Here is a 12,540-nt window from a genome sequence, read left to right on the forward strand (position 1 = left end):
GAAAAAGGTGGCGGTGGACGATTCAGTGATCGTCACGCTCGTGGGGCTCCTCCCGGGGTGCTTCCGGGCTCGGCGTCGTCGCATCCGGGCCCGTGGCGGTCACGATCGAATGGACGCCGAATTCGTGGACGAGCCGCCCTCCTTCGTGGGCCACTCGGGTGAGTTGGCCCAGGCCGACGAGGTAGGCGAACAGGAACACCACCGACACGGTCTGCCGGAGCCAGGCCCTGGGCTCCCACTTGAGCACGAGAGGGACGAGCACCAGGATCGCGAAGGCCAGGGTGAGGAAACTGAACACGACCTGCCCAGTCTCCGCCAGGGACTCGTGGCGCTCCAGGGCGGCGGTGATCTGCGGCGTGCGTTCCGCAAGCCGGCCGGCGGCCTCCCCCGTGGCCACGGCCAGGAACAGGCTGAGGGTCCCGAGCCCCATCAAGACCAGCGCCGCCAGGGACCAGCCCTCCCGGGCCCGGCGCCAGAAGATCGCCGCCAGGATGAAGAGGGGGGCGACGTAGAGCAGTGCGATCGGGAAATGGATGATCAGGGGATGGAGGCTGGTCCAGGTGGGCAAGGGAGGCATGGTGACCACCTCAGCCGATGGTGAGGAAACGGGCGCTCGCGGTGAAGGAGGACGGGCACTTCTCCTGCGGGCGGGTGGTGCTCGTGTACCCGCAGACCGGGCAGACATAGAAGCTGGCGTTCTGGGTCTTCCAGCCATCCAGGTTGTTAAGGGCCTCCTGGTAGAGCCGGGCGTGCTCCGCCTCCGCTGTCTTGGCGTAGTTGAAGGTTCGGATGGCGTCCACCTTGCCCTCCTTGCGGGCCTGGGTGAGGAATCCCGGGTACATCACATCCCGTTCGTAGGTCTCCCCCTTGATGGCGGCCTGGAGGTTCTCGCGGGTGGACTTGACCTCGGGTGCTTTGATGTCGGCCTTCGGTTCGGCACCCAGAGTCTTGATCACCTGGGCGTGGTTGGCGGCGTGGATCTCCTCGGCCTTCGCGGCAGCCCGGAAGAGCGCAGCGGCCTTGGCGTAGCCCTCCTTCTGGGCCTTCGTCGCGTAGGCCAGGTAGGTGGCACGGGCATTGGACTCGCCGTTGTAGGCCGCCTGCAGGTCGTTCAAGGTGCCGGTCTGGGGAGTGGGGTTGGCGGGGCCGGCGGCCGACAGGAGGGTGGCGCCCAAGGCCAGGGGGCTAAGAAAAGCGGATCGGAATCGGATCATGGAGGTCCTCCGGTGTGGGGCACGGCCCGGACCGGATTGTGCAGGGCGCGTGCCAGAAGTCCCAGAGGCCTGGATGCTTCGAAATTCCAAGATTTACGTACCGATGCCCACGAGGATCTACCCCGGTACCCGTACCAATCTTCGAACGATTGTCAGGATTCTTGAACGCTGCGGCGCTTCAGCCGGTAGTGCAGATCGCTCCGCGAGATGCCCAAGCGCCGGGCGGCTTCGGCCTGCACACCCCGGCTTTCGTGAAGGGCCCGGTCGACCAGCTGTTCCTCCAGGGCTGAAACCAGCGCCGGCATGTCCGTCGGCAGGGGGAGCCCCCCCGCGAAGGTCTCGAGGTCGGGCGGGTTCGCCGCGCCCAGACTGGACTCGAGGGGGAAATCCTCCGCCCCGATGTCGGGGCCCTTCGCCAGAATGCAGGCCCGCTCGATGAGGTTCCGGAGTTCCCGGATGTTGCCGGGGAACGGATAGGCCTGCAGCCGGGCCAGGGCCCCGGTGGTCAGGGAACGGCGCGGCAGGCCCATGTCCCGGATCGCATGGCTGAGGAAGTGGGTGCACAAATCCGGGAGATCCTCCATGTGCTCGCGCAAGGGAGGGACCCGGATGGGCACCACGGCGAGGCGGAAGTAAAGGTCCTCGCGGAACAAGCCCTCCCGCACCCGCGCCGGCAGATCGCGGTGGGTGGCCGCGATCAACCGGACATCCACATGGCGGGGGGTCCGGCTGCCCACGCGCTGGACCATCCCGTCCATCATCACCCGGAGCAGCTTGGCCTGGAGAGAAGACGGCATCTCCCCGGCCTCGTCCAGGAACAGAGTCCCGCCGTGGGCAGCCTCGAAGAGCCCCTCGCGGGCCCGGTCGGCCCCGGTGAAGGCCCCCCGCTCATGGCCAAAGAGTTCGCTCTCGAGGAGCGTTTCGGGCATCGCGGCGCAGTTCACGGCGACGAAGGGTTTCGGGGCCCGCGGGCTCAGCGCATGGAGCGCCCGCGCCACGAGTTCTTTGCCCGTCCCCGTCTCACCGGTGATCAGCGCCGTCGCCTGGGTGGGGGCTACACGCTGGAGGGTGTCCCGGAGCTGGGTCATGGGGGCGCTGAGGCCCAGCAGGCCGCGGAGCCCTTCCGGGTGGCCCGCCTGCCGACGCAGGCGGCGGTTCTCCTTCAGGAGCCCACCATGCTCAAGCGCCCGGTGCACGGCGGCTTTGATCCCCTCGGGATCGAAGGGTTTCTGCACCACGTCGAAGGCCCCTTGACGCATGGCCGCCACGGCCAGTTCGACGGTGGCGTAGGCCGTGAGGAAGACGATGGGGACGGCGTCCTCTCCCTGCCAGGCGGCCGCCATGACGTCGAGGCCCTCGCCATCGCCGAGCTTCTGGTCGGTGATCACCAGGTCCGGTGCCTCGTCCTCCAGGCGCTGCCTGGCCTCGGCAACCGACGCCGCCTCCACCACCCGGTGCCCTGCTTCCTGCAGCACCATCCGCAGGAGTCGGCGCAGGTTGGCCTCGTCGTCCACGATCAGGATGGTGCCCATGGGGCGTCCTCCTCAGGGATCCGCAGGCCGAAACGGACGCAGCCCACCCGGTTCTCCTCCAGGAGCAGATCCCCCCCATGTCCACGTGCCATGGAACGGGCGATCGCCAGGCCGAGCCCGGTTCCCCGCGGCTTGGTGGTGAAGAAGGGCTCTCCCAGCCGGGCGGCCACGGCAGGAGGGATCGCATCGCCTTCGTTTTCCACGAAGAAGACCGAGCATTCCGCCTCCTGCCGGACGCCCATGCGGATCCGGCGCCCGCGGGGCGTGGCGTCGATGGCATTGAGGAGCAGGTTGAGCAGGGCCTGCTGGACCTGGAACGGGTCCAGATTGGCCAACCGGTCTTCGGAGGGAGCGACCTCCAGTTGCAGCCCCGCCTCCTCGGCCCTGGCCCTGGCCAGCCCAGCGGCCGAACCGAGGGCCGTGGCGATCTCCACGCTCCTTCGCTCAGGCGGCCGCTGCCGGGCATATGCCAGGAAATCCTCCGTGAGCCGCTCCAGGCGCAGGGATTCCTGGGCCAGGATCGAGAAGAATTCATCCCGGTTCTCCGGCGAGGCGTCGGGGCGGCTGGTCGCCGTGAGCGCCGTGCGGATCATGGCGACTGGGTTGCGGATCTCATGGGCGATGGCCCCGGACAGCCGGCCGATCGCCGCCAGCTTCTCCTCCTGGACCAGGCGGTCCCGGGTCCGGGCCAGCTCGGCCATGCCGGCGCGCACTTCGGCTTCCTGGTGCCACTGCTGGACCACGAGCAGGCGGACGATGATGGCGAACAGAAGGAAGATGAGCGCCACGGTGGTGGCCTCGAAGTATTCGACGAGCGCCCCCGCTGGCGTGGACCCCGCGGGAGTCCAAACTTGGAAGATGGTGAGGCCGCTGGCCACCAGCACCGTGGCTGCCAAACCGGCCAGGGATAACCAAAACGCCGAGGCCAGGACCGGGATGACGAGCAGGACCACATAGTGGCTCTCCTGCCCAGAGTTGATCCTCGCGAGGATGACCGCGAACAGGAGATGCACGGCCACCGAAACTCGCGCGAAGGTGCCTGGCCGCAGCCACTCCCGACCGGACATGAGCCAGAGCTCGCCGAGGAGGAGCAGGAACCGAAGGCAGAGCGCCAGTGCGATGGCGAAGGGCAGGGACCCGAGGAGGGGGCGGAAGACCAGGTGGATGCCAAGCAGGCAGAGCAGCACCCCCAGGCTGAGCAGGATGAGGATGCTGTTCTGCCTGCGGAAGGCGGCGAGTTTCAGAGGAGGTGGAGATCCCCAGATGCCCGTGGCGAAATGGGAGGTGTCTTTCCCCATGCGTTGATTTGAGCCCTATTCCTCGTCCGGCGCCAGTCCTTCCACCTTCTTCATCTTGATGACATCGCCGTGATCCTGGACGATGCAGCGCAGCCAGTCCTCGGGGGCCTTGGGATGGGTGACCTCGCCCTTCCCGTTGCGCACGTTGCCGTCGAGGTATTTCCAGATGAGGGATTCGCCCAGCTTCTTCCACCGGCCCATGAGCTCCTCGGACTGGTTGGCGGCGCGCTGAGTGAGGTAGGCCTGAGCCTGGGCGGGGTCCTGCTTGTAGAGGTCCAGGGCCTTGCGGTCCACGTCCGCCTGCTCGGTCAGATAGCGGCCTTCGAATTCGCGCTGCACCTTCTGGACATCCACGATCATGTCGCTCCAGCGGGTGTAGGTGTAGTTGCTCACGAAGTTGAAGGTCCAGAAGGCGCTGTCCCAGCTGAAGGCGTCGAAGTTGCCCGTGCCGATGGCGAAGGCCTTGGGGGGAGCGGTGATGCCGCAGGAGATGGGCTGGTAGACCGTGGTGTAGGTGTCGTCCACGCCGAACCAGAGGATGCCGCCCACGGGGCCGGGCATCCAGCCGCGGGCCTGGCTCACGAAGGAGAAGCCGGTCTGCTGCGTGCTGATGGCGCGCTCGTGGAGGTACTCCTGGCCATCCACCTTCCAGGTCATGGGACGCCAGCGGTAGGGCAGCTTGTAGGGCCCGGCGCCCACGTCCTTGGTCATGTCGAACTCGGTGCCTTCGAAGTGGTCGCGCATGAGCTGCATGGCGTCATGCACATCCAGCTTCTGGTCCGGCTTGATGAAGAGCGGCATGGGTTTGGCGCCCTTCACCGCCTTCACGTAGTCGATGGAGAGGTTCAGGCTGGGCGCGGCGCGGCGGAACAGGCTCCACACGCGGGCCTCGCAGGCGCGCAGGGCGCCGAAGCTCAGGGGCGCGTAGGTGTCGGCGAAGCTGAAATCCTTGTCCTCGCCCTTGAAGTAGCCCTTCTCCCGGGCGAAGGGGATGAGGTCCTTGCTGTAGAGGGCGGCGTTGGGATCATTCAGGGGGAACTGGCGGATGCGGGCCTGGTTGGCATGGGCGCTGATGGTGCCGTCGGGCAGCTTGTAGGCGACCCACAGGGCCCCCTTCTGGCCCTTGCCCTTGCCGATCATCTCGAGGATCCAGACTTCGTTGGGGTCGGCGATGGAGAAGCTCTCGCCCTCTGAGGCGTAGCCATAGGTCTCGGCCAGACTGGTCATGACCTGGATGGCCTCGCGGGCGGTCTTGGCGCGTTCCAGGCCGATGTAGATGAGGCTGCCGTAGTCCACGATGCCGCTGGGCACCTGCAGCTCCTTCCGCCCGCCGAAGGTGGTCTCGGCGATGGTGACCTGGTGCTCGTTCATGTTGCCGACACGGGTGTAGGTCACGGGGGCTTCAGGAATGCTGCCCAGCACCTTGCCCGTGTCGAAGGTGAAGCCGCTGTCCCACTCCCGGATCACGCGGACTTCGCCTGGGCTGTGCTTCGCGCCGGGCTTGAAATAGAGCTCGCCGTAGAGGGTGTGGCTGTCGGCGGCGTAGGTGATCATGGTCGAGCCGTCCTTGCTCGCGCCCTTGGTGATCAACAGGTTGGTGCAGGCCTCCAGGGCCGCGCCGGCGGTCAGGAGGGTGGCGAGTAGGACGATGGGGCGGAGACGCATGGAGATCCTTGAAATGAGGGTGGGTCAGAAGCGAAGGCTGGTGCCGAGTGAAACGAGGGCGCGGGTCGGGCCGTAGTCGACGCGATGGCCCCAGAAGGACGACATGTCACCGTGGACATAGCGGAGTTCCAGGGTGGCATGGGGATTGAACCGCCATCCGGCCCCCGCGGAGAAGGTCAGGCTCCATTCCGTGTCGGTGTCGGTCCCCGTGCCTGGTTCAGCGCCTCGCCGGGTTTCGTTCCAGAGGGTCCCGCCCACGCCGAGGATGCCGAAGAGCCCGCTCCGGCTATGGTCCTCCAGGTGGGGCATCCATTCATAGGCGACGGTATAGGCCTCCATGCGGCTGCGCACCAGGTTCGGTACGGTGACCCAGGTGCTGCCGTTCCAGGCGGTGGTGAGGCCCCGCTGGATCGATCCGGAGGAATCCGCCCGCAGGTAGTCGATCCGGAGTCGGCTGAGGAAGCGGCTCTCCCGGTTGAAGTGGACCTGGATGCCGGCCTGGAATCCGGGGTCGAAGTACGAGCCCCACTCGCTGGTGGGCTGGATCACGGCGAGTCCGATGCCGAAGCGGTTGCCCCCCGGGTTCTCCTGGGCAGGGAGGGCCAGGGCCGCGGTGACAAGCAGGAGTGGAAGGGCTGGGAATCTCATGTGGGAAGGCTACCAGATGGCCGGCCGGACCTTCTCCGGCCGCTTCATGGGATCTCCATCCTTGCAGCCGAAGGCTTCGTAGAACTCGGGAAGATTGGCCAGGGGCCCGTTGACACGGAATTTGGCGGGGCTGTGGGGATCGGTGACGGCTCGGAGGCGGATGGCCTCCTCGCGGGTGAGGGTGCGCCAGGTCTCGGCGTAGCCCAGGAAGAAGCGCTGCCCCGGAGTGAAGCCCCCGATTTTTCCGACCGGGGCTTTGCCCTTCTGGCTCAGCTGCCAGGCATCCCAGGCGATCTTGAGGCCGCCCAGATCGGCGATGTTCTCGCCCAGCGTGAGCTTCCCGTTGAGATGGAGACCGGGCAGGGGCTCGAAGGCGTCGAACTGCTTCACCACCAGCTCGGCGCGGGTGTTGTAGGCCTTCTCGTCTTCGGGCGTCCACCAGCTCTTCAGATTGCCATCGGCGTCGTACTGGCGGCCCTCGTCATCGAAGCCGTGGGTCATTTCATGGCCGATGGTGGCGCCGATGTTCCCGTAGTTGACGGCATCGTCGGCCGTGGCGTCGAAGTAGGGCGGCTGGAGGATGCCCGCCGGGAACACGATCTCGTTCATGGTGGGGCTGTAGTAGGCGTTGTTGGTCTGGGGCGTCATGCTCCATTCGTTGCGGTCGATGGGTCGGCCGAGCTTCGCCAGGCGCCGCTGGAACTCGAAGCGGTGCGTCTCGAGGTAGTTGAGGACGTAGGGCTGGCGCTTGACTTCCAGCCTGGCGTAGTCGCGCCAGACATCGGGATAGCCGATTTTCACGCGCATGGCGGCCAGCTTCTGCCGAGCCCTCGCCTTGGTGGGAGCGCTCATCCATTCGAGGCCGTCGATGCGGGCTCCCAGGGCCGTGCGCAGGTTCTCCACCATCGCCAGTACCTTGGCCTTGCTGCTGGCCGGGAAGGCGCGTTGGACATAGAGCTTGCCCAGGGTCTCCCCCAGGCCGCGATCTGCGGCGAACATCACGCGCTTCCAGCGGGGGTGCTGGGCGGTGGTGCCCTGGAGCTTCGTCCCGAAGAAGGTGAAATCCTCCTGCTCGAAGGCCTTGGGCAGGGCTGGGGCCGCTTCGTGGAGGAGCGTCCAGCGCAGGTAGACGCGCCACTCCTCCGCTGGCACCTCCCGCATCATCCGCCCAAGCTCGGCCATGAAGAGGGGCTGCCGCACCACGAACCGGTCCGGCGCAATCACGCCCTGGGCCTTCAGGTAGAGCTCCACGGGGAAGCCCGGCGCGGCGGACTGGAGCTGCCCGGGCGTCATGGCGTGGTAGATGGCGTTGGGGTCCCGCTGCTCCACCCGGGTCATGCTCGCTCTGGCGAGACGCGTCTCCAGGGCCAGGATGCGGTCGGCGTCTCCGGCCTGGAAGCCGGCCATGGTCATCATTTTCGCGACATGGGCCCGGTAGCTGGCGAGGAGCTCCTTCGACTTGGGGTCGTCTTTCAGGTAGTAGTCCCGATCCGGCAGGCCGAGGCCGCCCTGGGCCAACACCATGGAATAACGGCTGCTCTCCTTGTCGTCCTGCTCGACGCCGAAATAGAAACCCGCAGATGCGCCCTGCCGGTGCAGATCCGCCAGCGCGGCCACCAGGGTGATCGCATTCGTCACCCCGTCGATGCGCGCGAACAGCGGAGCCAAGGGCTTGAGCCCCGCGGCCTCGATGCCCGCCTCGTCCATGCCGCTGGCGTAGAAGTCCCCGACCTTCCGCGTTTCGGAACCCGGAGCGGCCTTGGCGGCTGCCGCGGCTTCCATGATCTCCCGCAGGATCTGGTGGGTCCGGGTGTCGATTTCCTGGTCCACGCCGTAGCGCTCGTATTCGGCGGGGATGGCCGTGCGTTTCGCCCAACCACCCACGGCGTACTGGAAGAAGTCCTGGCAGGGCTTCACGGTGGAATCGAGGTTCGCGGGATTGAAGCCCTTGTAAGGCAGCTGGGCAGATAGCGGTGCCATCAGCGCCAGGGCGAGAAGTGCGGATCGAGTGTTCACACCATTTCCTTTTATCGATCTCCGGAAGGCGCAACCTTCCGGAGCAGGGGCTACCAGATGGCCGGCCGCACCTTGACGTCCCGCTTCATGGGCTGGCCGTCGGTGCAGCCGAAGGCGTCGTAGAACTCCGGCAGGTTGGACAGGGGGCCGATCACACGCTCCCGGCCGGGGCTGTGGGGATCGGTCTTGAGGCGCACGGAGAGCGCGGCCTCGCGGATGTGGTTGCGCCACACCGCCGCGGCACCCAGGAAGAAGCGCTGGGGCCCGGTGAACCCGTCGATGGGGACGGGAACGGGCTTGCCCTTCAGGCTGTTCTGGTAGGCGGCGAAGGCGATCTTCAGGCCGCCGATGTCGGCGATGTTCTCGCCGAGGGTGAGCTTGCCGTTCACGTGTTCGCCCTTGAGGGGTTCGTAGGCGTCGTACTGCTTCACCACCAGGTCCGTGCGCGACTGGTAGGCCTGCTTGTCCGCCTCGGTCCACCAGTTCTTGAGGTTGCCTTCCGCGTCGAACTGGCTGCCGCTGTCGTCGAAGCCATGGGTCATCTCGTGGCCGATGACAAAGCCCAGGGCCCCGTAGTTCACGGCGTCATCCGCCTTCGCGTCGAAGAAGGGCGGCTGGAGGATGCCGGCCGGGAACACGATCTCGTTCATGGTGGGGCTGTAATAGGCATTCACGGTGGGCGGCGTCATGCCCCACTCCGTGCGGTCGATGGGTTTACCCAGCTTCGCCAGGTTTTCCTGGATGCGGAAGGCGGCCGCCCGGCGCACGTTGCCGAAGTAGTCATCCCGCTTGATGTCGAAGGCATAGGTCTTCCACTTGTCGGGATAGCCGATCTTCACCCCGAAGGCATTGAGCTTCGTGAGGGCCTGCTGCTTGGTCTCGGGGCTCATCCAGTCCAGGTTCGTGATGCGCTCCCGCAGGGCCACGCGGAGGTTCTCCACCAGCTCGAGAACCTTCTTCTTGGCTTCGGGGGGGAAGGCCACCTTCACGTAGAGCTGGCCCAGGGCCTCGCCCAGGGTGCCGTCCGTCATGGCCTCGATGCGCTTGGCGTGGGGCTCCCGCTCGGGGGTGCCGTTCAGCACCTTGCCGTGGAAGGCGAAGGCTTCTTCGCCAAAAGCCTTGGGCAGCAGGTTGGCGGTGGCGCTGAGGGCATGCCAGCGCAGGTAGGTGCGCCACTGGGGGGCGGGCACCTCGGAGGCCAGCTTGCCGAAGGCCTGGAAGAAGGAGGGCTGGCTGAGGTTCAGGTCGGCGAGCTTGACGCCGCGGGCCGCGAAATAGCCCTTCCAGTCGAACCCGGAGGCCTCGGCCACCATCTGGTCGAGGGTCCGCTTGTTGTAGGTCTTCTGGGGGTTCCGCAGCTCCACGCGGGTCCACTGGGCTTGGGCCAGGCGGGTTTCCAGGTCCAGCACCACCTTGGCGCGGACCCGGGCGAGAGCAGGGGCGTCGCCGGCCAGTTCCAGCATCCTGGCGATGTGGGCCTCGTACTTGGCGCGGATGTCCCGGCTGCGGGCGTCGTCCTTCAGGTAGTAGTCGCGGTCGGGCAGGCCCGTGCCTCCCTGGCCCAGGTAGCCCAGGTACTGGGTGGAGGCCTTGGCGTCCTGGCGCACGAAGAAGCCGAAGCCGCCGGGCAGGCCCTGGGCGTGCAGCTTGGCCAGCAGAGCCGGGAGCTGTTTCGTGTCCTTGAGGCCGTCGATGGTGGCGAAGATGGGCTTCATGGGCGCCAGGCCGCGCCTCTCGATGGCGCCCTCGTTCATGCCGGAGGCGTAGAAGTCGCCCACCTTCTGCTGGACGCTGCCCTTGGCCCAGGCGGTCTTCGCGCTGGTCTCGTTCAGGATCTTCTGGAGGATGGCCCGGTTCCGCTCGCTCAGTTCCTCCATGGCGCCATAGCGGGACTTGTCCGCGGGGAGGCTGTGGGACTTGAGCCAGCCGCCGTTGGCGAACCGGTAGAAGTCGTCGCAGGGCTTCACGGTGGTGTCGAGGTTGGCGGGGTCGACGCCGAGCTTGGACTGGGCGACGAGGGAGAAGGCTGCCAGGCCCAGGCAGAGGTAGAGAGAGGCTCGGAGGGGGGACGCCATGAACAACCTCGTAAGATGAGGGTAAAAGCCTATCAGGAAGGTGCGCGAAGGGATATGTGGATCACTTTCTGCACTTCCGAATGCACGACGCCCTGGTCGTCGCGCAACTCGACCGGGTAGGTGCGGTCCACCTTGGGCTGTTCCTCGAGCAGGCGGCGGATCTCGGCCACCTCGGCCTCATCCACCCGGAAGGTGGCGAAGAGGGTGCCGCGGCCCGGCTTGCGGAAGCGGATGGAGGCGGCCTTGTCCCATACGACGTACTCGGGCCCCAGCCGGTGGATCAGCATGAGCATGTAGAAGGGATCGACCGCGGCGTAGAGGCTGCCGCCGAAGATGGTGCCCACGTAGTTCCGGGTCCGCCAGGAGAGGGGCAGGCGCACGCGGACCTCGGACCAGTCGGAGGCGATGAAGGTCACCCGGGCGCCCGTGCCCCGGAAGCAGGGCCAGACGTTGAACGCCCAGCGGTAGAGGCGGGTGCGGAAGGATTCGCGCAAGGGATTCGAGGCAGCTAGAACCGGACCGTGACCTTCTCGCCTTCCTTCATGTGCACGGTGTCGATGAAGCGGACCTGGCGCGCGCCGTAGGTGAGGATGAGGCTGGAAGTCCGGACGCCATGGCCGAAGTGCAACACCCCCTTCAGGAGGTTGCCTTGGGTCACGCCGCAGGCGGCGAAGACGATCTGCTTGCCGGGGCAGAGGTCATCGGTGAAGTAGATGCGGTTGAAATCCACGCCCATGGCCTCGGCCTTCTCCCGGCTGGCGGTGTTGGTGTCCACCTTGAGGCGGCCCTGGATCTCGCCGTTGAGGCACTTCAGGGCGGCGGCGGACAGCACGCCCTCGGGAGCCCCGCCGGTACCCATGACCGCGTGGATGCCCGTGCCGCTGACGGCGGCGCTGATGGCGGCGCTGAGATCGCCGTCACCGATGAGCTGGATGCGGGCGCCGGCCTTGCGGATGTCGGCGATGAGCTGGGCGTGGCGCTCCCGGTCGAGGACGGTGACGGTGATCTCCTCGACCTTGCGATCCAGGGACTTGGCGATGATGTCGAGGTTCTCCTGCACGGGGGCGTCGAGGCTCACCTTGCCCTTGGCCGCGGGGCCCACCACCAGCTTCTCCATGTAGAGATCCGGGGCGTGCAGCAGGCCGCCCTTCTCCGTGGCCGCCAACACCGCGATGGCGTTGGGGGCGCCGGTAGCGCAGAGGTTGGTGCCTTCGAGGGGATCCACCGCGATGTCCACGGCCGGGTGGTCACCATCCAGATCTGCCCCCATCCCCACCTTCTCGCCGATGTAGAGCATCGGCGCCTCGTCCCGCTCACCTTCGCCGATGACGATGGTGCCGTCCATGCGGACAGTCTCCATGGCGTGGCGCATGGCCTCCACCGCCAGCTTGTCGCTGTGCTTGCGCCGGCCATGGCCGATGGAGGAGGAACAGGCGATGGCGGCCTGTTCCACCACACGCAGGAATTCGAGGGACAGGGTCTGTTCCATGGGGGCTCCCGGGGAGGCTGGTCGAGGCAAGGTCAGGCGAGTCGGTTCACGCTCTGGTGAATCCACTCGAGGAAGCCCTCGGACCCGGCCTCCACGGGAAACATCAGAATCTCCGGGACTTCGTAGGTATGCAGGTCAGAAATCACTTCCGACACCTGGGGGAAGAGTTCCCGGGTGGTCTTGATGATGAGCATCACCTCTTCATCCAGGTGGGTCTCGCCTTTGAAGTAGTAATAGCTCTTGATGCTGGGGACGATGTTCACGCAGGCGGCATAGGCCTGATCCACCAGGGCGGCGGCGATGGTCAGGGCTGTCTCCTCGCTGCCACAGGTGGTCATGATGGTGCAGGCGTCGCTCATCGGGTGGGCTCCCCGCCCGGCGGGCGGAACCGGTCATTGTAGCTTGGGAGCGGGGCCAAGGCGGATCACGAAAGGCCAGGTGGCCTGTCTGGGGCATTTGGGTGGTCTGACCGCGGGCGCGCACTGGCTGTGCCCAGCTCTGTCTCCTAAATCCCACTCGGAGGTCGGTCGCTTACCCTTCTAGGGTTTTGGCCCACCCGGTCGGGATTCGAACTGCGTCTGGCTGCGCCAGCCGCCGGTCTCG

At 66.7% G+C, this 12,540-nt stretch carries 11 protein-coding genes; all 11 read right to left on the reverse strand.

The window, feature by feature from the left end; genetic code table 11:
* Positions 1 to 22: 22 nt before the first annotated feature.
* The 11 genes from NOV65_RS11355 to cutA all read right to left on the reverse strand — a co-directional run bounded on the left by NOV65_RS11355 (position 23) and on the right by cutA (position 12,296).
* Entirely contained in the window at positions 23 to 577 is a 555-nt protein-coding gene (locus NOV65_RS11355) for a DUF2231 domain-containing protein (protein WP_257306572.1), read from the reverse strand.
* Positions 578 to 587: 10 nt separating this feature from the next.
* Positions 588 to 1,214 carry a rubrerythrin family protein gene (locus tag NOV65_RS11360; RefSeq protein ID WP_257306573.1) on the reverse strand — a complete coding sequence of 209 codons (627 nt, stop codon included), beginning with the start codon at positions 1,212 to 1,214 and terminating at the stop codon, positions 588 to 590.
* A gap of 152 nt (positions 1,215 to 1,366) precedes the next feature.
* Positions 1,367 to 2,746, reverse strand: coding sequence for a sigma-54-dependent transcriptional regulator (locus NOV65_RS11365; protein WP_257306574.1), 1,380 nt, complete (start codon positions 2,744 to 2,746; stop codon positions 1,367 to 1,369).
* On the reverse strand, positions 2,731 to 4,044 hold the full coding sequence (locus tag NOV65_RS11370; RefSeq protein WP_257306575.1) for a sensor histidine kinase: 1,314 nt from the start codon (positions 4,042 to 4,044) through the stop codon (positions 2,731 to 2,733). The genes NOV65_RS11365 and NOV65_RS11370 overlap by 16 nt, the downstream gene beginning before the upstream one ends.
* Positions 4,045 to 4,059: 15 nt before the next feature.
* Entirely contained in the window at positions 4,060 to 5,709 is a 1,650-nt protein-coding gene (locus tag NOV65_RS11375) for a dipeptidase (RefSeq protein ID WP_257306576.1), read from the reverse strand.
* 24 nt (positions 5,710 to 5,733) lie between these two features.
* Entirely contained in the window at positions 5,734 to 6,357 is a 624-nt protein-coding gene (locus NOV65_RS11380; protein WP_257306577.1) for an outer membrane protein, read from the reverse strand.
* Positions 6,358 to 6,366: 9 nt separating this feature from the next.
* Positions 6,367 to 8,373 carry a M13 family metallopeptidase gene (locus tag NOV65_RS11385; protein ID WP_257306578.1) on the reverse strand — a complete coding sequence of 669 codons (2,007 nt, stop codon included), beginning with the start codon at positions 8,371 to 8,373 and terminating at the stop codon, positions 6,367 to 6,369.
* Positions 8,374 to 8,423: 50 nt separating this feature from the next.
* A complete protein-coding gene (locus tag NOV65_RS11390) occupies positions 8,424 to 10,448 on the reverse strand; it encodes a M13 family metallopeptidase (RefSeq protein WP_257306579.1) in 2,025 nt (674 codons plus the stop codon).
* Between the two features lie 32 nt (positions 10,449 to 10,480).
* Entirely contained in the window at positions 10,481 to 10,942 is a 462-nt protein-coding gene (locus tag NOV65_RS11395) for a DUF4442 domain-containing protein (protein ID WP_257306580.1), read from the reverse strand.
* Positions 10,943 to 10,956: 14 nt separating this feature from the next.
* Entirely contained in the window at positions 10,957 to 11,937 is a 981-nt protein-coding gene (glpX, locus tag NOV65_RS11400; protein ID WP_257306581.1) for a class II fructose-bisphosphatase, read from the reverse strand.
* A gap of 32 nt (positions 11,938 to 11,969) precedes the next feature.
* Positions 11,970 to 12,296, reverse strand: coding sequence for a divalent-cation tolerance protein CutA (cutA, locus tag NOV65_RS11405; RefSeq protein WP_257306582.1), 327 nt, complete (start codon positions 12,294 to 12,296; stop codon positions 11,970 to 11,972).
* Positions 12,297 to 12,540 lie beyond the last annotated feature (244 nt).

Origin of the sequence: Geothrix campi (assembly GCF_024609265.1) — a bacterium.
GTDB lineage: Bacteria > Acidobacteriota > Holophagae > Holophagales > Holophagaceae > Geothrix > Geothrix campi.

Excerpts from the sequence above, each read along its gene's own strand:
- NOV65_RS11355 (WP_257306572.1), bottom strand. The coding sequence starts at position 577 with ATGCCTCCCTTGCCCACCTGGACCAGCCTCCATCCCCTGATCATCCAT.
- NOV65_RS11360 (WP_257306573.1), bottom strand. The coding sequence starts at position 1,214 with ATGATCCGATTCCGATCCGCTTTTCTTAGCCCCCTGGCCTTGGGCGCC.
- NOV65_RS11365 (WP_257306574.1), bottom strand. The coding sequence starts at position 2,746 with ATGGGCACCATCCTGATCGTGGACGACGAGGCCAACCTGCGCCGACTC.
- NOV65_RS11370 (WP_257306575.1), bottom strand. The coding sequence starts at position 4,044 with ATGGGGAAAGACACCTCCCATTTCGCCACGGGCATCTGGGGATCTCCA.
- NOV65_RS11375 (WP_257306576.1), bottom strand. The coding sequence starts at position 5,709 with ATGCGTCTCCGCCCCATCGTCCTACTCGCCACCCTCCTGACCGCCGGC.
- NOV65_RS11380 (WP_257306577.1), bottom strand. The coding sequence starts at position 6,357 with ATGAGATTCCCAGCCCTTCCACTCCTGCTTGTCACCGCGGCCCTGGCC.
- NOV65_RS11390 (WP_257306579.1), bottom strand. The coding sequence starts at position 10,448 with ATGGCGTCCCCCCTCCGAGCCTCTCTCTACCTCTGCCTGGGCCTGGCA.
- glpX (WP_257306581.1), bottom strand. The coding sequence starts at position 11,937 with ATGGAACAGACCCTGTCCCTCGAATTCCTGCGTGTGGTGGAACAGGCC.
- cutA (WP_257306582.1), bottom strand. The coding sequence starts at position 12,296 with ATGAGCGACGCCTGCACCATCATGACCACCTGTGGCAGCGAGGAGACA.